The 20645-nt window shown below is 68.2% G+C and carries 19 protein-coding genes and 3 pseudogenes; 10 read left to right on the forward strand and 12 right to left on the reverse strand.

What is annotated here, in order from left to right; genetic code table 11:
• Window positions 1-18 precede the first annotated feature (18 nt).
• Complete coding sequence (dacB, locus tag P3W97_RS00800) at window positions 19-1467, forward strand: D-alanyl-D-alanine carboxypeptidase/D-alanyl-D-alanine-endopeptidase (RefSeq protein WP_300843093.1); 1449 nt, start codon at window positions 19-21, stop codon at window positions 1465-1467.
• A 112-nt stretch (window positions 1468-1579) separates the two neighbouring features.
• Here dacB and P3W97_RS00805 read toward each other — a convergent pair whose 3' ends face one another.
• Both P3W97_RS00805 and P3W97_RS00810 read right to left on the reverse strand, forming a co-directional pair.
• The gene (locus tag P3W97_RS00805) at window positions 1580-1918 is read right to left on the reverse strand and encodes a hypothetical protein (protein WP_300843077.1); all 339 of its coding nucleotides are present in this window, start codon (window positions 1916-1918) and stop codon (window positions 1580-1582) included.
• A 54-nt stretch (window positions 1919-1972) separates the two neighbouring features.
• Complete coding sequence (locus P3W97_RS00810) at window positions 1973-2695, reverse strand: fumarylacetoacetate hydrolase family protein (RefSeq protein ID WP_300843078.1); 723 nt, start codon at window positions 2693-2695, stop codon at window positions 1973-1975.
• Between the two features lie 151 nt (window positions 2696-2846).
• On the opposite strand from P3W97_RS00810, the gene P3W97_RS00815 reads away from it, so the two are divergent.
• Window positions 2847-4127 carry a glutamate-5-semialdehyde dehydrogenase gene (locus P3W97_RS00815; RefSeq protein ID WP_300843079.1) on the forward strand — a complete coding sequence of 427 codons (1281 nt, stop codon included), beginning with the start codon at window positions 2847-2849 and terminating at the stop codon, window positions 4125-4127.
• A 5-nt stretch (window positions 4128-4132) separates the two neighbouring features.
• Window positions 4133-5407 carry a tRNA 2-thiouridine(34) synthase MnmA gene (mnmA, locus tag P3W97_RS00820; protein ID WP_300843080.1) on the forward strand — a complete coding sequence of 425 codons (1275 nt, stop codon included), beginning with the start codon at window positions 4133-4135 and terminating at the stop codon, window positions 5405-5407.
• On the opposite strand, the gene P3W97_RS00825 is transcribed toward mnmA, so the two are convergent.
• The 5 genes from P3W97_RS00825 to rpe all read right to left on the reverse strand — a co-directional run bounded on the left by P3W97_RS00825 (window position 5383) and on the right by rpe (window position 11518).
• Complete coding sequence (locus tag P3W97_RS00825) at window positions 5383-6348, reverse strand: MBL fold metallo-hydrolase (RefSeq protein WP_300843081.1); 966 nt, start codon at window positions 6346-6348, stop codon at window positions 5383-5385. The genes mnmA and P3W97_RS00825 overlap by 25 nt on opposite strands.
• A gap of 106 nt (window positions 6349-6454) precedes the next feature.
• Window positions 6455-6946: a single-stranded DNA-binding protein gene (gene ssb, locus P3W97_RS00830; RefSeq protein ID WP_300843082.1), complete on the reverse strand. Its 492-nt coding sequence runs from the start codon at window positions 6944-6946 to the stop codon at window positions 6455-6457.
• Window positions 6947-7042: 96 nt separating this feature from the next.
• A complete protein-coding gene (locus tag P3W97_RS00835) occupies window positions 7043-8236 on the reverse strand; it encodes an MFS transporter (RefSeq protein ID WP_300843083.1) in 1194 nt (397 codons plus the stop codon).
• 136 nt (window positions 8237-8372) lie between these two features.
• Window positions 8373-10754 carry a methyl-accepting chemotaxis protein gene (locus P3W97_RS00840; protein WP_300843084.1) on the reverse strand — a complete coding sequence of 794 codons (2382 nt, stop codon included), beginning with the start codon at window positions 10752-10754 and terminating at the stop codon, window positions 8373-8375.
• Window positions 10755-10840: 86 nt separating this feature from the next.
• Window positions 10841-11518, reverse strand: coding sequence for a ribulose-phosphate 3-epimerase (gene rpe / locus P3W97_RS00845; RefSeq protein WP_300843085.1), 678 nt, complete (start codon window positions 11516-11518; stop codon window positions 10841-10843).
• Between the two features lie 117 nt (window positions 11519-11635).
• On the opposite strand from rpe, the gene P3W97_RS00850 reads away from it, so the two are divergent.
• Genes P3W97_RS00850 through P3W97_RS00870 form a run of 5 tightly spaced genes read left to right on the forward strand, consistent with a single transcriptional unit; the run spans window position 11636 to window position 16660 of the window.
• Window positions 11636-13639 (forward strand): recombinase, encoded by a 2004-nt coding sequence (locus P3W97_RS00850; RefSeq protein ID WP_300843086.1) that lies wholly within the window; start codon window positions 11636-11638, stop codon window positions 13637-13639.
• Window positions 13640-13676: 37 nt separating this feature from the next.
• Window positions 13677-14711, forward strand: coding sequence for a thiamine-phosphate kinase (gene thiL, locus P3W97_RS00855; protein ID WP_300843087.1), 1035 nt, complete (start codon window positions 13677-13679; stop codon window positions 14709-14711).
• On the forward strand, window positions 14708-15592 hold the full coding sequence (locus P3W97_RS00860; protein ID WP_300843088.1) for an NUDIX hydrolase: 885 nt from the start codon (window positions 14708-14710) through the stop codon (window positions 15590-15592). Before thiL ends, P3W97_RS00860 begins: the two co-directional genes overlap by 4 nt.
• Before the next feature lie 47 nt (window positions 15593-15639).
• Window positions 15640-16125, forward strand: a complete 486-nt coding sequence (locus P3W97_RS00865; RefSeq protein ID WP_300843094.1) for a phosphatidylglycerophosphatase A — start codon at window positions 15640-15642, stop codon at window positions 16123-16125.
• 43 nt (window positions 16126-16168) lie between these two features.
• Entirely contained in the window at window positions 16169-16660 is a 492-nt protein-coding gene (locus P3W97_RS00870; protein ID WP_300843095.1) for a CinA family protein, read from the forward strand.
• 23 nt (window positions 16661-16683) lie between these two features.
• Here P3W97_RS00870 and P3W97_RS00875 read toward each other — a convergent pair.
• The 5 genes and pseudogenes from P3W97_RS00875 to P3W97_RS00895 all read right to left on the reverse strand — a co-directional run.
• Window positions 16684-16764: pseudogene (locus P3W97_RS00875) on the reverse strand (SEC-C metal-binding domain-containing protein); the annotation flags it as partial.
• 275 nt (window positions 16765-17039) lie between these two features.
• Entirely contained in the window at window positions 17040-18182 is a 1143-nt protein-coding gene (locus P3W97_RS00880; protein WP_300843089.1) for an SGNH/GDSL hydrolase family protein, read from the reverse strand.
• Window positions 18183-18405: 223 nt separating this feature from the next.
• Window positions 18406-18972 (reverse strand): sigma-70 family RNA polymerase sigma factor, encoded by a 567-nt coding sequence (locus P3W97_RS00885; protein WP_300843090.1) that lies wholly within the window; start codon window positions 18970-18972, stop codon window positions 18406-18408.
• A gap of 24 nt (window positions 18973-18996) precedes the next feature.
• Entirely contained in the window at window positions 18997-19833 is an 837-nt protein-coding gene (locus P3W97_RS00890) for a mechanosensitive ion channel domain-containing protein (RefSeq protein ID WP_300843091.1), read from the reverse strand.
• 13 nt (window positions 19834-19846) lie between these two features.
• Window positions 19847-20080, reverse strand: a complete 234-nt coding sequence (locus tag P3W97_RS00895; protein WP_300843092.1) for a hypothetical protein — start codon at window positions 20078-20080, stop codon at window positions 19847-19849.
• A gap of 166 nt (window positions 20081-20246) precedes the next feature.
• Between P3W97_RS00895 and P3W97_RS00900 the strand changes: the two are divergent.
• Together P3W97_RS00900 and P3W97_RS00905 are read left to right on the forward strand one after the other, a co-directional pair.
• Window positions 20247-20489: pseudogene (locus tag P3W97_RS00900) on the forward strand (transposase); the annotation flags it as partial.
• A pseudogene (locus P3W97_RS00905) lies at window positions 20481-20645 on the forward strand (IS3 family transposase); the annotation flags it as partial. The pseudogenes P3W97_RS00900 and P3W97_RS00905, both read left to right, overlap by 9 nt.

Genomic DNA, 20645 nt, shown 5'->3' on the forward strand with positions numbered 1-20645 from the left:
GGGGATTGCGCAGCCGTGATGGGGGGGCGCGGGTGGGACCGGGGGGGGACTGCGGCGGTGGGCGCCGTGGGCGCGCTCGCATCGGTGGCCCAGCCCTTGCCGCCAGCGGTCGAGCAGGCCCTGACCCATGCCCGCGTGCCCGCTTCGGCGCTGGCCGCCGTGGTGGCCGATGCAGAGCCCGGCGGGCGGGTGCTGTTGGCCTACCGCGCCGATGTCCCGGTCAACCCCGCCTCGGTCATGAAGCTGGTCACTACCACGGCCGCGCTCGACCTGCTGGGGCCTGCCCACACCTGGCGCACGGCGGTCTATGCGGACGGGCCGGTGCGCGACGGTGTCTTGGCCGGTTCGCTGTTTCTGCGCGGCGACGGAGACCCAAAGCTCGTCACCGAGCGCCTGTGGCTTCTGCTGCGGCGCGTGCAGGCGCTGGGCATCCGTCACATCACGGGCGATATTGTGCTGGACCGCAGCGCTTTTGCCCTGCCGCCGCATGATCCGGCCGCCTTCGACGGCGAGCCGCTGCGCCCCTACAACGCGGCGCCCGATGCCCTGCTGATCAACTTTCGCGCGCAGGTGCTGACCTTCGTGCCCGACCCAGGCGCAGGGGTGGCGCGGGTGGCGCTGGAGCCGCCGCTGGCCGAGGTAGCCGTGCCCGACACGGTGCCGCTGAGTGACGGTCCGTGCCACGACTGGCGTGCCGCCCTGCAGGCCGATTGGTCAGACCCCCGCCGGCCGCGTTTCGCGGGGCGCTACCCGCTGGCGTGTGGCGAGCGCGCTTGGCCGATCGCCCACCCCGAGCCGGACCGCCTGGCCGCGCGCGCGGTAGCCGGGATGTGGGCGCAGTTGGGCGGCGGGCTGGGCGGACGGGTGCGTGACGGCACGGTGCCGCCCGGGCTCGCGCCGCGGCTGCTGTTCGACTCCGTGCCGCTGGCCGATATCGTGCGCGATGTCAACAAATTCAGCAACAATGTGATGGCCCAGCACCTGCTGTTGACCTTGGCGCGCGCGCCCAGGCAGCCTCCGTTGCGGCCAGATGCGACCGTGTCATCGGTCCCCGCAACATTCGAAACGGCGCGTGCCGTGCTGCGGGACTGGTGGGTCACGCGCCTGGGGGCCGATGTGCCAGTGCCTGTAGTTGACAATGGCGCGGGGCTCAGCCGCGGGGCCCGGGTTACCGCCAACGCGCTCATGCATTTGCTGCAGTGGGTGTATGCCAGCCCCTGGATGCCGGAGCTGATGGCCTCGCTGCCGGCCGCGGGGGTGGACGGCACCCTGCGCCGCAGCGCCATGGGGCGCGGGCTGGCGCATCTGAAGACCGGCAGCCTGGCCGATGTGCAGGCGCTGGCGGGCTATGTGCACCTGCCCGATGGTCGGCGGCGGGTGTTGGTGGCGATCGTCAACCACCCGCAGGCGCGGGCTGCGCGCCCGGCAATCGATGCCCTGGTGCAGTGGGCCGCGGGGCAGCCTTGAACGCCACGAATACCGCAGGTGCCAGGGGTGCCGCGCACAGGCATTGTGCTCACGGGCGGGGCCAGGGTTCGATTTCGATGCGGCCGGGGCCATTGGTGCCGGTGACCTCCAGCTACCGCTGTGCGGCGATCACCATCTCGGCGGCCAGCTGGCGTAGATCACCCGCCAGCACCAGGGCGCTGGGCACGTCTGCGTCGGGCAAGACGATCAAAAACTGACCCGACCCCCAGTGGGCCATCACCTCGTGGGTGCGCAGGCGCGGCGCGAGCCGCCGCGCGACGTCGCGCTCCGCTTCGGCCAGGGCGGCGCGGGAAGCGGGCGGCTCGTCCAGGGCGATGACCAGCACCGTCACGCTCAACCCCCGCCGCTCGGCCAGGGACAGCGCACGCGGCAAGTGGTCCAGCACCGCGGCGCGGTTGAGCAGGCCTGGACTCGCCTCGCGCAGCGGCAATCCAGGTCATCACGGGGGACGTCAAGTCCCGTATCGCAGCGGGCTGCCCGGGGCCTATCGGTAAGATGAAGCCGAGTCCACCGGGCCAATGGTCAGGTGCACCTCGCCCACCCCGGCGACGCGGCCGTGCAGGCGGTCTCCCGGTTGCACGGGCCCCACCCCCTCGGGGGTGCCGGTGTAGATCACGTCGCCCGCTTGCAGGTGGTAGAACAGCGACAGATCGGCGATCAGCTCGCGCAGGTTCCAGATCAGCAGGCCCAGGTCGGCGCGCTGGCGCACCGTGCCGTTGACCTGCAGCACGATCTCGCCCCGTTCTGGCACCGTCCCGGGCATGGGCATGACCTCGCCGCAGACGGCTGAGCCCTCCACATCCTTGCCCAAGCACCATGGGTGCCCCTTGTCGCGCAGGCCCAGCTGGACGTCGCGACGGGTCATGTCCAGCCCCGCCGCGTAGCCGTAGACCAGTTCATGCGCGCGCTCGGCCGGCACACGAAAACCGCCCCGCCCAAGCACGGCCACCCACTCCATTTCGTAATGAAAGTTCTGGGTTTGCGGCGGGTAGGGCAGTGTGGCGCCGGAATCCATCAGGTGGACGGGGGATTTGGTGAAATAAAAGGGCCGCGCGCTGGCCTTGTCGATGCTGACGCCCATCTCCTGCGCATGGGCGTGGTAGTTGCGGCCGACGAAGAACAGGCGGTTGACGGGCAGGCGGGCATCGGTGCCGCGTACGGCCAGCGATGCGGGCGCTGGCGGGGTCCACAGGTAAAGAGCGGTCATGGGCGAAACGTGAAGTGCAAAGGGTCAGGGCCGCATTGTGCGCCGGGCGCAGGGGCGCATTCCAGCCCCCGCTGGATCCGCAGGGGCAACAGCGGGCCGCTGTCGGCAGTGCCCCTCGCAGCGCTCGGGGGTCGGTGCGACAATCGGGTCCATGAACGCGACCTCCGTTTCCGAACTGATGGGGCGGCTGGGCCAGCAAGCCCGCATCGCCTCGGCGGCGATGGCCCAGGCCAGTGCTGCACGCAAAAATGCCGCCCTGCGCGGCTTGGCCGCCCTGCTGCGGGCCCATGTTGATCCCTTGCAGGCCGCCAACGCGCTCGACGTGGAGCGGGCCCGCGCCGCGGGCCTCAGCGCCCCGATGGTGGACCGCCTCAAGCTCACGCCCCAGGCGATCGAGACCTGCGCCCAGGGCTGCGAGCAGCTCGCCGGTATGCCGGAGATCATCGGCGAGATCGTCGGCCTGCAGCAACAGCCCAGCGGCATTCGCGTCGGGCAGATGCGCGTGCCGATCGGCGTCTTCGGCATGATCTACGAGAGCCGCCCCAACGTCACCATCGAGGCGGCGAGCCTGTCGATCAAGAGCGGCAATGCCTGCATCCTGCGCGGCGGCTCGGAGGCCATCGACAGCAACCGGGCGCTGGCCGCACTGGTTCAACAGGCGCTGGAGCAGGCCGGGTTGCCGCGCGAGGCGGTGCAGCTCATCCCCACCACCGACCGCGAGGCGGTGGGCCGCCTGATCGCGATGCCCGAGTATGTGGACGTCATCATCCCGCGCGGCGGCAAGGGCCTCATCGAGCGCATCAGCCGCGAGGCCAAGGTGCCGGTGATCAAGCACCTGGACGGCAACTGCCACACCTATGTGGACGATCCCTGCGACCTGGAGATGGCCGTGCGCGTCACCGACAACGCCAAGACGCAGAAATACAGCCCCTGCAACGCCACCGAGAGCCTGCTGGTGGCGCGCGGGGTGGCGCCGGCCTTCTTGCCGCGCATCGGCGCGGTCTTCGCCGCCAAGGGGGTGGAGATGCGCTGCTGCCCCGAGGCCAAGGCGCTGCTGGCTGGCGTGCCGGGCGCGGTGCTGAAGGACGCCACCGAGCAAGACTGGTCCGAGGAGTATCTCGCGCCGATCATCAGCGTCAAGGTGGTGGCCGGGCTGGACGAAGCGATCACCTGGATCAACCGCTATGGCAGCCACCACACCGACGCGATCCTGACCACCGACCACCGGCACGCGCAGCGCTTCCTGCGCGAGGTCGACTCCAGCAGCGTGATGGTCAACACCAGCACCCGCTTTGCCGACGGCTTCGAGTACGGGCTGGGCGCCGAGATCGGCATCTCCACCGACAAGTTCCACGCCCGCGGCCCGGTCGGCGTGGCGGGGCTGACCTCGCTGAAGTACGTGGTGCTGGGCGAAGGCGAGGTGCGGGGTTGAGGGCCATGGCCAGCAAATATCGCATCGTCGTGGGGCTCTCGGGCGGGGTGGACTCCGCCGTTAGCGCCTGGCTGCTCAAGCAGCAGGGGCACGAGGTCGTTGGCCTGTTCATGAAGAATTGGGAGGATGACGACGACGGCGAGCACTGCACCAGCCGGCAAGACTGGCTAGATGCGGCCAGCGTCGCCGACGTGATCGGCATCGATGTCGAACATGTCAACTTTGCCGCCGAGTACAAGGAGCGGGTGTTCGCGGCGTTCCTGCGCGAGTACGAGGCCGGCCGCACGCCCAACCCCGACATCCTGTGCAACGCCGAGATCAAGTTCAAGGCTTTCTTGGACCACGCGCTGCGATTGGGGGCCGAAAAGATCGCCACCGGGCACTACGCGCGCGTGCGGACGGTGCAGGCCGCCAGCGGCCGTGTGCTGGACGACGACGAGGCCGCTCGCCTGCCGGCCGGGGCCCTGCGGCATGAGCTGCTCAAGGGGGTGGACCCGGGCAAGGATCAGAGCTACTTCCTGCACCGGCTCACACAGGCGCAGCTGGCGCGCGCGCGGTTTCCGCTCGGACATCTGCACAAGCGCGAGGTGCGCCGACTGGCCGCCGAGATCGGCCTGCCCAACGCGCGCAAAAAAGACTCTACCGGCATTTGCTTCATCGGCGAGCGGCCGTTTCGCGCGTTCCTGCAGCGCTACTTGCACGGTACGCCGGGGCCGATCGTCGACGACCAGGGGCGCGAGATCGGCCGCCACGTGGGCTTGAGCTTCTACACGCTGGGCCAGCGCCAGGGGTTGGGCATAGGCGGCGTGCGCGGGCGTGATGCGGCCGCACACGGCATGCATGCGCCGTGGTTTGTGGCGCGCAAGGACGTCGGCCGCAACGCCCTGTGGGCAGTGCAAGGCCATGACCATCCGTGGCTGCAATCGCACTGGCTGCGCGCCGAGGACGCGAGCTGGATCGCCGGTATACCCCCAGCGCCAGGCCGCTACGCCGCCAAGACCCGCTATCGACAGCTCGACGCAATGTGCACGCTGGTGGCGGCGCAAGGAAGCGCCGCTGGCTTCGAGCTGCGCAATCCTGCGCCGCAGTGGGCCGTCACACCCGGGCAGAGCGCCGTGCTATACGACGGCGAAGTGTGCCTGGGCGGCGGCGTCATCCACACCGCCGAGGCGACGCAGCAGCCGCTGCCGGCATGGACGGCGCGACCATCCAGCCACCGCTCAGTCCGATCCGAGCGTCCGGATGGCCGTCATGCTCACTCCTGCTCCATCTCCAGATAGGTGCGGTTGGCCAACTGCGGCAGCCAAACCTCCGCATGCTTCAGATGTCTGAACGCCGCCGCATCGAAGGTGCGCACGGCGGTCGCCAAGTCCACCCCATCGGCCACGGCCTTGCCCATGTGTGCCCGCAAGGCACGCAGCAGGTCACCGGTGTCGCGCTGTGCTTGCGCGAGCGTGGTGACCCGGCCATGCCCCGGCACCACCACGCGGGGCCGCAAAGCCTCCAGCGCCTCGAACGAGGCCAACCACGGCAGGCTGCGGCTGACCGCATGCATGCCGAGCACCCGATCGACGTAGACCACGTCGCCCGTGAAGACCACCCCGGACTGTGGCAGCCAGACCATGCTGTCGCCCGGTGTGTGACCGCCACCCCGATGGATCAGGTGCACCGCTACCCCGCCCAGGTCCAGCCGGGTGTCCGGCTCGGTTAGCCAGCGGGTGGGCAGCACCGGCTCGGTGCCATCGAGCTTGTCCTTCAGCACCGGAGCCAGCGCGCGCAGATGCTCGGGGCCGCGAGCCAGCATGTCGGCGCGGGCGTTGGCGTGGGCGATGATCTCGGCGCCGCGGTCGCGGAAATAGCCATTGCCTAGCCAGCGGTGATCCTGACCGCCGGTGTTGATGACCCAGCGGATTGGCTGCGGCGTAACGCGGCGCGCGGCTTGCTCGATGCGTTGCGCTGTCAGCCGGGTGGCCCCGCTGTCGATGAGCAGCGCTCCCTCGGGCGTGACCACCAACCCGAGGTTGGCGTTGAGGGCCTCGTTTTCGTAGGTGCGACCTTCGATATCGCCGACATAGGCGTACACCCCGGGGGCCACCGGCTCGAAGACGATGTCCAGCGCCTGGGCGGCGCCCCCGGTCAATGCCAGTGCCAGCCCCATAACGATCGCCATGCCGCGCTGCGCGAGCGCCGGCAGCCGCTTACGGATGTCCACGCTAAACATGATTGCAATGCTCCCGGGATGATCTGGAGACCGGCCGACCTTGGGCGCGAAGCGGCAAGACCGGCAAGGGAGGCCTCATCGGCCCGCGCGCGGCGCCTGCGCCGCCTCAGAACGGAATGTCGTCATCCATGTCCTCGAAGCCGCTGGCCGCCGGCGCAGGGCTTGTCTGAGGCGCGGAACGGCTGTTCGGTGCGGCAGTGCTGCGCGCCGGAGCCGCCGCATGCGCTGCGGAGCCGCCCTCTTCGGACGGCATGCCCATGCCCTCTCGGCTGCCCAGCAGCTGCAGTTCGGTGGCGATGATGTCCACCGTGTTGCGCTCGATGCCGTCCTGCCCCGTGTACTTGCCGTATTTCAGCCGGCCCTCGACATAGACGGGCCGGCCTTTTTTCAGGTATTCGCCGGCGATTTCGGCCAGCCGGTCGTAGAAGGTGACGCGGTGCCACTGGGTGTCTTCGACCAGCTCGCCAGAGTTGCGGTCCTTGCGCCGGCTGGACGTGGCGATGCTGACGTTGGCCACCGGTTGGCCAGACGGCAGATAACGGATTTCGGGATCTCGGCCGCAGTTGCCGACCAGGATGACTTTGTTGACCGATGCCATAGAGGTGTCCTCGTGGTGGGGCGGATTGCACGAATGGGATCGATTGTGCCCCAATCGCCTCGATGGCCCTATCCCCTGGGTGGGGGATGAAAGCCATCAGGTTTGCGGCTGCGCCGAGGATGAGGCAGCGGGGGGGCGCAGCCCCCAACTGAGCACCAGCCACAGCGCGCACAGCGCAGCGCCCAAACCCAAGACGCCCGCCGCTCCGCCATGGCGCATCAGCCAGCCACCCAGCGCACCGCCCGCAAACAGCCCCAGCGACTGTAGTGTGTTGTAAACCCCCAGCGCGGCCCCACGCGCATGTGCCGGTGCCAGCCGCGACACCAAGCTGGGTTGGCTGGCTTCCAGGGTGTTGAAGCCCAAAAAAAACACCAGCAGACAGGCGCCCGTGATCAACGCGCTGCTCGCCTCGTGGCTGGCGGCCCACGCCAGCCCCCCTTGGGCGAGCACCAGCAGACCGATGGCGATGCGCAGCACCGCACCCAGGTGGCCGCGCCGTTCCAGCCGGAACAGCAGCCCGCCCAAGATCAAAAACGACGCCAGCAGCGCGGGCAAATAGACTTGCCAATGGTGCGCTTTGTCGATCCCGGCACCCACCAGCAGGCCAGGCACAGCCATCCACATCGCCATTTGCACCGTGTGCAGGGTCAACACCCCCACATCCAGCCGCAGCAAGTCGGCGTGACGCAGCACCGCGCGCAGTCCACCGGGTGCGGGTGCGGTGAGTCGGGCGGGCTCAGCTGGCACCACCCATACCACGACCGCCATGCCAGCCAGGGTCAGCCCCCCTGTGAGCCAGAACAGGCCCCCCAGTCCAATCGCCGCAGCCAGGGGTGGGGCGGCAACCAGCGACAGGGCAAACATCAGCGCGATACTCACCCCCACCAGGGCCATGGCCTTGGTGCGCACGGTATCGCGCGTCAGGTCGGCCAGCAGCGCAGTGACGGCGGCCGATATCGCGCCCGCGCCCTGGAGCGCACGGGCAAGGATCAGCATGTCCAGCGTCGAGGCGGTTGCCGCCAGCACGCTGCCCAGGGCAAACAGGCCCAGCCCTCCCAGGATGACGCGTTTGCGGCCCCAGCGGTCCGACGCCAGCCCCAACGGAATTTGCAGCAGTGCCTGTGCCAAGCCGTATATGCCCATGGCCAGCCCGACGCGCGCTGGGTCGTCGCCTCCGGGCAGCCGGGCTGCCTCAAGCGCAAAGACCGGCAGCACCAGAAACAGCCCCAGCATGCGCAGCGCAAAAATGCCCGCGAGCGCCAAACTCGCTCGGCGCTCGCTCGGCCACATGCGATCAGGGGGGGAGGACGAAGGCGCGGAATCCACGTTGACGGGCAGGCTGCGATGGGACGACAAAGCCCAAGATTGTGCCGCACCTCACTTCGACGGGGGCGTCGGCGGGTTTTTCTGCAGGGGCGGTCGCAGATCAGTCGCCCGATGCCGACGACGCGGGCCGACCATCGGCGCGCTCAGAGCGCAGGGCGCTGCGGTAGGCGCCGCAGCCCAGCACCAGCCCATGATCCAGGGGCACGACATAGGATGCCTTGGCGCGCACCTGGCCAGTGACCGGGTTGACGATGTTGTACTCGACCCAGCCGCCGCCTTGAGCGACGCGGTGGCGCACATCGGTGAGGAAGGCCTCAGCGTCGACGCCTGGGGCATCATGCACCCGCGTGCCCACCTTGGCGCGATCCAGTCCCATGACCCGGTAGGTGCCAGACTCGTCGAGCACGAAGATGTATAGGTCGCGATCGATGAAGGGGCCGTTTTTGTCGTGAAAATCTTCGGCTGCGCGCTCGTAGCCGACCGCGCGGATATGCGCCAGCGCCTTTTGCACCAATTCGTAGGCTTCATCCGCCGTGCCCTGGCGCAGCTTCATGTGGTGCACGGCCTCATCCAGGTCGCGCGTGCGCTCCATCAGGCGGTTGGCGCGGTGTGTGGTGCGCTCCACCATGGCGGAGTTTTCATACGTCACTTTGTCCAGGTCGCCAACCGCCGCCACCACTTCCGCCAGCGCCGTGCTCTGCTGGCGGCTGGCGTCGGCCATGACACCGATGCGCGCGGCGATATCGCGGATGCCGCGCACCAGCACATCCATCGCCTCGTTGACCGAGCGGATTTCCTGCACGGTGCCCTGCACGCGCTCAGCCGATTCGGCGATCAGCTGGCGCACTTCATTGGCGGCTTCTTGACTGCGCTGAGCCAGCCGACGCACCTCGGCCGCCACGACGGCGAAGCCCCGGCCAGCCTCGCCTGCGCGTGCGGCTTCCACCGCGGCGTTGAGCGCCAAAATGTTGGTCTGAAATGCGATGCCGTCGATGGTGCCGATGATTTCGGTCATGCGCTGCGAAGTGGCCTGCAGCGAGCCCAGCCCGCCGACCGTATGCCGCATCAGTTCACCGGCGCGCTCGGTTTCGCGGTTGAGTTCACCCGTCAGGTGTCGAATATCCTGCGCGCTGTCGGCGTTGGACTGTACCGTTTCGGCCACCGCGCGCACGTTGCTGGTGGCCTGCTCCAGGCTGGCGGCCTGCGTTTGCGTGCGGTCGGCCAGTTGCTGGCTGTCCTGCACCAGTTGCAGGCCCACATGGCCCAGCACGGCCGCGGCGCTGCGCACATCGGCCACCAGTTCGGATAACGCCTGCAGCATATGGCGCAGGCGCTGGCTCATGTCGGCCATCTCGTCGCGGCCGGGCAGCACGGCGTCGCTGGTCAAATCACCTTCAGCGGCGCGGTCGATGGCATGGTTGAGATGTCGCAGCCCGTCCACCGTCGCGCGGTAGAACGACGCCACGCTGTAGGCCAGCAGCAGCAGCACCAGCGTGCAGCCGGCGGCGACGATGACGCTTTCGCGCTGGAGCCGGTCGCTGCGCCGGGCCCACTCGGCGTCGACGCTGTCGGCCAGCTCGCGCTCCAGCGTGGCCAGCGCATCGATGGTGCGGGTGGCCAGCGCGTAGAACTCTTGTTTGTCCACCGTCATCGCCGCGGTCTTGAGATGGGCGGCGGTGGTGCGTACCAACTCGTCCGTCGCGCTGCGAAAGGGGGCCCAGCCGGCGGGGACTTTTGCCCCGCGGCGCTGCAGGGCATCGGCCCGCTCCTGCAGAGCTGGCAGCAAGGCTTCGATCTGATCGGCGGCCGCTGCTTGGCGCACCATGTTGGAAATGATGACGGCATCCGTCATCGCGTCCGGATCGAGCAACATCGCCGTGGCGCGGCCGCGCAGCTGACTGGTCAACTCGCGTACCGGCGGCAAACCCTCGAAGGCCAACGCAGCCCGATGCGCCGTCAGCGCGTCGGCGTCTCTTTGCACGCCCGTCGCATCGCCGATCCAACCGCTCAGGCGCTGCAACCGGGCCAACGCCTGCGTGGCATCGGCATGGCGCACCGATGGGGTGCGCTGGCTGTCCTTGAGCAAGGCGTCCAGCTGCTCGCGCAGAGGATTCCACAGGCCATCGGTATTCCATTCCGGATGGATTTGCAGCCGCTGTTGAACCATCTGCAAACCCTGTACGGCCCGCTGCCCCGCCTGATCCTGGACGCTTTTGAGCGAAGTTTCGCCAGCTGCGACGACGTCGGCCGCGTCACGCCAGTCTTGCAAGGTGAGGATGAGGGCCTGCACCTCGCGCATGGCAGCCACGCCGTTGCGAGCAGCTTCGGTGGTTTTCAAGGCCCGCCAGTTGTCGGCCAACAGCAAAAAGGCCACGACCAGCATGGGTATCGAAACCATTGCGGCCATCCCGATCATCTTGACCGGCATCGACAGCCGCTGCAGCAAGGCCACTGCGGGAGCAAAAACGTTGTTGCTGCGCATGTCGATGAGTATCGCTCAGAAACTGGCCCACAGTGCTGCGAGAAACCGCCGAGGCGACGCGCTTTTTTTCATGGCACCGCAGCTGCTCAGACCAGCGCTGCGCGCATTTGGTCGATGACGGCTTTGTAGTCGGGTTTGCCGAAGATGGCGCTGCCCGCGACAAAGGTGTCGGCGCCGGCATCCGCGACGCGGCGGATGTTGTCGGCCTTGATGCCACCGTCGACCTCCAGCCGGATGTCTTTGCCGCAGACCTCGATGCGGCGGCGCGCCTGCTCCACCTTGCGCAGCGCGCTGTCGATAAAGGACTGGCCGCCAAAGCCTGGGTTGACGCTCATGATCAGGATCAAGTCCAGATCCTCGATCACCCAGTCCAGCACATCCAGCGGTGTAGCGGGGTTGAACACCAGCCCGACTTGGCAGCCGCGGGCTTTGATCGCCTGGATGCTGCGGTGCACATGCGTGCTGGCATCGGGGTGAAAGCTCACCAAATCGGCTCCTGCGTCGATGAATGCACCGGCCAGTGCGTCCACCGGCTGGATCATCAGATGCACATCGATCGGCACGCGCTGTCCGTCAGCGGTGCGGGCGTGCGGCCGCAGGGCCTGACACACCATCGGGCCGACGGTCAGGTTGGGCACGTAATGGTTGTCCATCACGTCGAAGTGAATCCAATCCGCACCGGCGTCGATGACGGCGCGCACCTCTTCACCCAAGCGGGCGAAATCAGCAGACAAAATGGACGGGGCGATGCGATAACGGTTCATGTTGATGGTCGTGCGGAGGGGTCGGGAGATGGGCAGCGTTATACCGCCGTCTTTATTGTGGCGCGATTCCTCACGGTAACGCTACCATACGCGTATCTCTGGAGTATCCGATTGCCGATGACCGATGCCAGCCTGCTGCCGCCCACCGACTTGCTGTCGCCCGATCCACACGCCGGTCGAGTCGCGCTGCGAACATGGTTGCGGGACTGGGTGCGTTGGCTGCGCGGGCCCGCGCCGAATGTACGCGCTGCGCTGGCCCGGCTGGAAGCCTGGCTGACTGCGTTGGAGGGCGACCCGGCTGCGCGGAATCGACTGGCACAGGCTTGGCAGAGCGGGTCGGCGCAAGGGTTGGATTGGGCAACGCTGCTGGCGGACGAAGGCATCGCCCGCCGACCCGAGTTCTGGGCCGAGTTCGGCCATCGGCTGCGGCGGCGGCTGTTGCCGGTGTCGCCCGAGACGACTGACGCATCCGAGTGGTTTGGCTGGGTATTCGACGACCCCCTGGATGCGCGCTGGCTGGCGGCGGTCCCCGCGCGGCAGGTGCGACGCTTGGCGGGTTTGCTCGCACCCGCAGATGGTCAGGCAGCCTTGGCGGCGACCCTGTGGCGGCCTGCGCTGCTCGATGCCCTGGGTGTTTGCGTCGCTCATGTGGTGGTGGCAGGTTTTGAGCCCGAATTGCGGCACCGCATGTCGGTGTCGGCGCAGCGTGGGCGCGCCTTCCACGATCTGAGCCGCCGGCTCGACGCGCTGCGGGATGCGTGGGTCACCCATGGGCGGGATGACCCCGCCACCCGCGCCGCCTTGCAGGCCCTGCGCAGCGGACTGGACGAATGTCGCCGTGCGGCCTACACCGCCTATGCCCATCTGGACGAGCACGGCATCTCTACCGCTGTCGTATTCCGCCTGCGCCAGCTGCGTGAGCGCGTGCTGCGCGCCAAGCGCTTGCTGGATGCGCTGGCCAGTCCCAACGAGGAGCGGGCAGCCCTACACCTTCTGGCACGGCTGGTGCGCGCCAGTCACGAGGCGCGCCGCATCGGCCCGCTGGTGGCGCGCACATCGCAGCAATTGGCGCAGCGTGTGGCCGACCGAAATGCCGAGACGGGCGAGCATTACATCAGCCGCAACCGCGCCGAGTACTTCGCGATGCTGCGGCGCGCGTTGGGCGGCGGCGCCGTGCTCGGTTTGACGACGTGGAGCAAGCTGGCGCTCGGCGCACTGGGGCTGAGCGCCTTTTGGGGGGGGCTTTTGGCCGGACTCAACTATGCAGCATGGTTCGTGCTCATCATGCTGCTGCACTGGACGGTGGCCACCAAACAGCCCGCCATGACCGCCCCCGCGCTGGCCGCCCGGCTCAAACATCTGCACAGCCGCGAGGCGGTGCTGCGCTTCGTCGACGAGGTGGCGCACCTGCTGCGCTCACAGGTGGCCGCCATCGCGGGCAACCTGCTGGCGGTCATTCCGGCGGTTTTGCTGTTGGATGCCGCTGCGCGGCTTTGGCGTGATGCGCCTCTGATCGATGGCGTCAAGGCCGAGCAGATCTTGGCCGATCATCAACTTTGGGGGCCGACCCTGCTGTTGGCGGCCGGCACAGGGATATTGCTGTTTGTCAGCAGCCTGATCGCCGGCTGGTCGGAAAACGCCTTTGTGCTATATCGGCTCGACAGCGCCTTGGCGCACCACCCAGCGTGGAAGCGCTGGTTGGGCCCAACGCGCGCCCGGCGCTGGGCTGCTTGGCTGCGGGCGAACGTCTCGGGGTTGGCAGCCAATGTCTCGCTGGGCTTGTTGTTGGGGGTGGTGCCGGCGCTGCTGGGGTTTTTCGGTGTCGGCTTTGATGTGCGCCACGTGACGCTGGTCACCGGGCAGATCACTGCGGCGGTAGCGTCCCTCGGGCCCGATGCCTTGCTGCGTGTGGACGTCGTCTCCGCCGCGCTGGCGGCATTGCTCGTCGGCCCCATCAATTTGGCGGTCAGCTTCTCATTGGCGTTTCGGTTGGCGCTCAAAGCGCAGGGCATCAACGCCGTCAATCGCCAGCGCATCCAGCAGGCGCTGGTGCACCGCTGGCGCAAAGCACCAGGCAGTTTTTTGTGGCCACCGGCGCACGAAGCGCCGCCGCGCACCTGAGGGCAGCGAAACGGCTCACGCCAAGGATCGATGTGCAATGGGTGAGTTCGATCTGATCCGAACCCACTTCTGGCGTGCCGCCATAGCGCGGCCCGATGGCAGTGGCGTGCGGCTGGGCAATGGAGACGACTGCGCGCTGTTAGCGCCGGGGCAGGGTATGGAGCTGGCCGTCTCCACCGACATGCTGGTGGCGGGGCGGCATTTCCTGCCGGACGTAGACCCCGAGGCCCTGGGTCACAAGGCGCTGGCGGTCAACCTGAGTGATCTGGCAGCCATGGGCGCACGTCCGCTGGCCTTCACCTTGGCGCTGGCGCTGCCGCGCGCGGATCCACCGTGGCTTGCTGCGCTAGCGCGTGGCTTGTTTGCGTTGGCCGATGCGCATGGCTGCGCGCTGATCGGGGGGGACACCACGGCCGGGCCGCTCAACCTGTGTCTGACCGTGTTTGGCGAAGTGCCCGCATGGCAGGCCAGCCGGCGCGATGGCGCGCAGATCGGAGACGATGTGTGGGTCAGCGGCACGCTGGGGGATGCGCGGCTGGGCTTGGCCGTGCTGCTCGGTGAGCGTCCCGCACCGCCGGGTGCCGAACATGCCCGCAGCCGGCTGGAGCGGCCCACGCCCCGGATTGCGCTGGGGCTGGCGCTGCGCGGCATCATCCATGCGGCGGTGGATGTCAGTGACGGTCTGTTGGGCGATCTGGGGCACGTCCTGGCTGCCTCGGGTGTCGGTGCGCGGCTCGATGTGGAAACCCTGCTCGGCTCGGGCGCGGTGCACCCGGCCGTGCGCGCCTTGCCTCTGGCCGAGGCGCTGCGTTGTGTATTGGCGGGCGGCGACGACTACGAGTTGGTCTTTACCGCCTCTCCTGAGCGGCGCTCGGCCGTGCAGCGCGCGGCCGAGCAGGCAGCCACCCCGGTGACGCGCATCGGCTGCATCGTCGCCGCAGCGCCTGCCACGCATGTGCTCTCGCCAGGGGCGGGGCGCGTGCAACTGTGCGATGCGCAGGGACAGCCGTATCCGCTGCCGCCCGGCCTCGCGCTTGGGGGCTTCGACCATTTCGCTACCATGGCGGTATGAGCGCTGCCGCTGATTCCCCCCAACCGTCCACCGGTGACGATGTCCCGCCGCGCAACGCGGCGTCGGTGATCCTTGTCCGTGACGGGGCGCCGGGCTTGGAGGTACTGCTGCTGCGACGGCATCCGAACGCCCGGGTGCTGGGCGGGCTGCATGTGTTTCCCGGCGGCAAGGTTGACGCGGAGGACGCCGCGCCCGAATGGGCGGCTTTGTTGGACCAGGCGCCTTCTGGATTGCCGGCGCGCCTGGGCGAGCCCGCGCTGACGCCCGCGGCTGCGCAGGCGCTGTTCGTTGCCGCCGCCCGAGAACTGTGGGAGGAGGCCGGCATAGCCTTGGCGGATGCCCCGCTGCCCCGCGCTGCAGGCGAGCCCGCCGGAGCCGAACCTGCTTGGCGAGCACGATTGGCCAAAGCGGGTGCGCGGCTGACCACAGCGGCACTGCGACCCTGGTCGCGCTGGATCACGCCACGCCAGCCGCCGGTGGGCACGCCGCGGTTCGATACCCGGTTTTTCCTCGCCTGCCTGCCCCGCGGCGCGCAGGTTCGGTATGACGCCTTCGAGATGAGTGACAGCGCCTGGATGACGCCGCGCGAAGCGCTGAGCCGATACTGGGCGCGCGAAATCGAGCTGCTCCCTCCCCAGCTCATGGGACTGGCGCACTTGGCCCGGCACGCCGATGTCGCTTCGGCGTGGGCTGAATTGGCCGACCGAATCCCCCCATGTATTTTGCCGGAGCCGTTCCTCGATGGCGAGCACCGTGCCCTGTGTTATCCCGGCGATGAGCGCCACCCGGTGCGCGCGCGCGCGCTGCCTGGGCCGACCCGGCTGCGGCTGGTCGATGGCCGATTCGAGCCGTTCGACGGCTTCGAGGGGTGGTTCCGGTGAGCGCGCTCCCCCCTGCCAGCACGCCCGCCGTGCCCTCGGCGCGCTTCATGTTCGCCCGGCTGTCGCACCTGATCGCGCTGGGTTTTGGGGCCGGTCTGTCGCGCAAGGCGCCAGGCACGGTGGGTACCTTATGGGCATGGGCGGCATTCCTGCTCATCGACGCATGGGCGGCCCCGAGCGATCGGGGCTGGGGGCTCATCGTCGGCGCGGGGGTGCTGCTCGGCTGGTGGGCCAGTACCGCCACTGCGCGCCGCGCGGGCATGGCCGATCCTGGCTTCGTCGTCATCGACGAAGTGGTGGCCTTCTGGCTCGTGCTGTGGATGGCCGCGCCGCACGGGCTGTGGGGTCAGACTGTATGTTTTGCGCTGTTTCGGTTTTTCGACGCGGCCAAGCCAGGGCCGGTTGCGTGGGCCGATCGCGTCTGCAAGGGCATGGGGTGGCGCGGGGGTTGGGGCATCATGTTCGACGACCTGGTGGCGGCTTTTTGTACCCTGCTCGTCATTGCGCTGTGGCGTTTCGTCATCGGGGGATGAGGCGGTGAGCGCGCCTTCGGCCCCCGCCGCCCCGCCCCTGTGGCTGCCCCCTGCGGTCTGGCCTGTGCTCGCAGCGTTGTCGGCTGCGCTGCTGGCGCGCCGCTGGCGCATGGCCACGGCAGAAAGCTGCACGGGCGGGCTGGTGGCCGCTTGCTGCACATCGCTGGCAGGCTCCAGCGACTGGTTCGAGCGCGGCTTCGTCACCTACTCCAACGCCGCCAAGGTGGCCGATCTGGGGGTGGACGATCGCCTGATCGCCACCCACGGCGCGGTGAGCGAACCGGTCGCCCGGGCCATGGCGCGCGGGGCTGCCGCCGCTGCGCAGGTGCAGGCGACGCTGGCCATCACCGGCATCGCGGGGCCCAGCGGGGGCAGCGCCGCCAAGCCGGTCGGCACGGTCTGGTTTGGCTGGTGTGTGGATGGGCAGGTCCAAGCGCAGTGCCAGCGCTTCGACGGCGACCGCGCCGCCGTGCGGGCGGCGGCGGTCGAGTATGCGCTGGCCGGCTTGTGCGCCCGGGTCGCCGGGGCGGCCTGAGGCCCCTACGCTCCGCCGGCGGCTCAAGCCGCCGCGCAGCAGCGCTTGTATTTTTTGCCGCTGCCGCAGGGACAGGGGTCGTTGCGGCCGGGTTCGGCCGCCTTGCGCACCGTCTCGATCGGCGGGCCCATCGAGCGCGCGATGTCGTGCAGGTCGTACACCGCCCAGATGGCGTCGCCAAAGCGTTCGATCCGATCCGCGCTGACGGTGGGCAGCCATCGCTGCGTTCGGCCAGGCCGTCTGGCATGCTCTCTGGCCGCTGGAAGTCGTCATTCGATAGCGGCCGGAGCCCAGAAGCGTCCGGATTGTCGGTCGCGTTCATGCCCCGAGGCTAGGGCACCTTCCCGGGTGGGCGGCCGCAAGACGCAGCCAGCCAGCATCACATCCACCCCCGCGCCCGCAGCGTGTCGTTGACCAGATTGCCCATCAGCGCATTGGTGCGGGGAGTGCCGTGGAAGTTGTCCGAGAACACGTAGCGGTTCCACCAACCTGCGCCAGCACCGGCTGGTGCGGTGGCGGCCAGCGATGCCTCGGAGCAGGTCTGGATGCTGTAAGTCGGCAAGCCCTGGGCATCGGTCCCAGTGGGGGGGCATGCGGGCGTGGTTGTGTTGCTCAGGCCGTAAGCCGCCGGGGAGGTCAGCCACTGGTTCAAGGCGCCGAAGAAGTCGACCACCGCCACCCGCGATTCGGTGGCAAAGCGCTGGGCCAGCCGGCCGTTGTAGGCGCCCACCCAGGCGCGGGCCGTCGTGGCGATCTGCTCGGCCACGGCGGCCCCCGTTGCACCGCCGCCACTGGATTGGGCGACGGCCGCCAGCAGCGCCAGGAAGCGCGGCGTGCGCGTCACATCGGGCGCGTTGAGCACGACCACCCGTTTGGCCCCCTTGGCCAGCGCCTGCGTCTGCAACGTGTCGGCCAGTTGATCGGCCAACGCGGCCATGTAGAGTCCGCCCGCCTGGGCCAGCCCGGCGTTGCCTGCGGCAGCAGCCTGGGCGACCTGCGCGGGGCTGAGCAGCTCGCTCAGAAGCGCCAAATACGCGGCCCCGCCATCCGCCGAAGCGCCCAGGTAAGCCCCGATCAGGTCAGCGGCATCGTTGCCACCGCCCACGACCAGCAGTACCTCCCGTTCGCCATAGGCGGAGGCGCCCAAATCGCGCAGTTGCTGCTGGATGGACAGCGCAGTGGTGTCTCCGGCCTTTCCTGGCACGTTGATGCGTGCACCCCCGACCGCATGGCTGGTACAGTGTGTCGCCGCTGGGTTGGCCGCGACGGTATTCGGCCCGGTGGCCGTGTAGCGCGCGCACAGTGGGCCCACGTCTGCGGCATCGGCTACATGGTCGACCCAAATCCGCGTCTGTGCCAGGGACGGGCCCTGCACGGTGAATTTGAACCCGAAGGCCCCGGCATCGGCCAGGCTGTCGCCGGCCACTTTGATGGCCGTCACATCGGAGCCGCTGCCGAGGCAGCCTGCCATGGCCGCCGTCGCGGCGAGGGTGACCATGCGCTGGATCCAGACCGGTGGCATATTGAGCTCCTTTTTAATATAGAAAAACGCACCTTAATGCACTTGGCTTTGCGGGAGGATACGGGTTTGCCCGCTGCCTTTGTCGGATATGCGACATCGTTTTGCAGGAAACGCGAAACATTTCCCCGCAAGTTCGTCTCGATGCCCGAGACCTGCCCCCTGTTTCCCGTACCACGGGTTTGGAGCATTTGCGTGGAGTGGATGAACTTTACTTTTGGGTCCTCTAGGTCACGCGGGCCGCGTCGTTAGCCATCGACGTGGCACGCAGTTTCTCGAGGGCCCGTACGTAGCGCATCTTGACGGCCGACAGCCCATGGCCAGTGGCTGCGGCGATCTCGGTGAACTCCAGCCCGACGAGTAGGCGCAGCAGCACCACCAGGCGATCCTCAGGCGTCAACTGCCGCAGCAGCCGCTGCGCATCTACACTGGCCTGCACGGCAGCGATCGGGTCACGCGGGTCGATCGGCTCCGGCGTATCCTCGTCATCCAAGGGAACCGATGCGGGACGTGCATCCAGCCGCCGCTGGTAGTCGAAACAAACGTTGGCCGTCACACGCCAAAGCCAGGTCGTAAAGGCCGCCTCGGCGCGAAAGCGTGGCAGCTCGAAAAAAACCTTGAGCATCACTTCCTGCGCCAAATCCTCGGCGTCGGCGTCGCTGGCAGCGAAGCGCCGCGCCAGTTGGCGGATGCGTGCGCCGTAGCGCTGCATGAGAGCCTCGAAGGCGGCCGTGCGGTAGGGCAGTTCGGCCTGCGCCTGAGCCACCAGGGTGGCATCGCTGGGTTCCTGCATGGTCGCAGCGACGTGACGCAGAGATCAAGATTGGCGCTGGACGATGACGTCTTGATTGAGCAACCGCGAATGAGCCACGCTCAGCTCGCGTCCGTCGTCGAGCACGAGCAGCGTCTTGAGCGTGCCCACCTCCCGCACGGTGGCTTGCAGACCGTTCCATTCAATGCGGTCGCCTTCGCGCAGCCAATCGCGCACATACACACCACTGACAATCTCGCCTGAAAGCGTGCGCGTGCCCAGCCCCAGCGACAAGGCCACGGCCACACCGAGGGCGGCGAGCACGATGCCAATGATTTCCTGCAGCAGCACGATGCGAATGTCGAGCTGATCGATGGCCAATAGCACCACCAGCGCCGAAAGTACGCCCATGGTGATGCGGCTCAAGCTGGGTGCGTACTCGACCCCGGCGCCATCTGCTGCGCGGCGCACCAGCTCGCTCAGCCAGCCCGCCGCCATCAGGCCCAGCACCAGCACGGCCATGGCCGCGACGAACTTAGGCAAAAAAAGCATCACCTGCGTCACGGCCTGACCGGCCGCGGCCAACCCTATGGCATCGGCCGCCGAGATGGCGAAGGCCAGCAGGATGAAGGCGAAGGCCAGCGAGCCGACGAGGGCCGAAAGCGGCCGCTCTAGGCCCCATTGGCGGGTAAGCCTCGCTAGACCCGAACTTTCAGCCAGTCGATCGGCCCCCAGACGGACCAGTAACCGGCGGATGACGGCGGCAGCAATCTTGCCCAGTACATAGCCGACCAGCAACAACGCCAAGGCCCCGGCCAAGTTCGGGGAAAGCGCGGCCAGACGGTGATACAAAGCGATCATCGGATCGCCCATCCAGGTGAGGGTTTGATTCATCGTTTCCATGGCCGGACTCCTATCAGGACTGGAAAGGGGTGGAAGGAGGCAACGCGCGGTGCCAGCGCACCATGAGGGGGGCAAACAGCCGCGCCAGTGCCAGCCAGATGCGGCCCAGCAGCTGGGTCAGCACATGGCGGGCGGCCAGGCGGCGGCGTGCGCGCCGCAGCACCGGAGCCAGGTCGGGCGGTGGCTGCAGCTCGGCCCGCAGGGTAGCTGCCAACTGCGCCTCGAAACGTTGCGTGGATCCAGACATAAGGCTCCTTGAAGTTGAGAGCGGTTGGTATTTGCTTGGACGGATGCGCGGCAGCAAACGTCACATGGCACGAACGCGTCTATGTCGGGCGCGGCCGATGTGTGACCTTGCCCCCGGAAAAACGCACCCTTTGCTGAGTGGTTCAACGCGAGCAAGGAGTACGGAAATGACGAAGACCGTGCGGGCGTGCTACACGCTGGAGTGCAAAGCTGTACGGCTGGTCAGCGGCGGGCAGAGCATTGCGGCAGCAGCCAGGTCGCTGGGCGTGGTGGAGCGGACGCTGTTCAACTGGGTCAAGGCTGGCCGACAGGGCAAGCTCAAAGGCGCTGACAGCAAGGTCGTGAGCGCAGAGCAGATGGAGATCAGCCGGCTGCGGGACGCGCTGGCGCGCGTCAAGATGGAGCCCGACCCGGTCTGAGCGAGCAACATCACCTGCATCCACACGGACGAAGGCTGGCGGTTCCTGGCGGTGGTGACAGCCGGGCTGATCTTCCACAGCGACAGAAGCAGTCAATACGCCAGCCAGGACTTCAGGGACGTGCTGACGGAATACGGCATCACGCCC

It is taken from the genome of Tepidimonas sp., from assembly GCF_029335975.1.
Taxonomy (GTDB): domain Bacteria; phylum Pseudomonadota; class Gammaproteobacteria; order Burkholderiales; family Burkholderiaceae_C; genus Tepidimonas.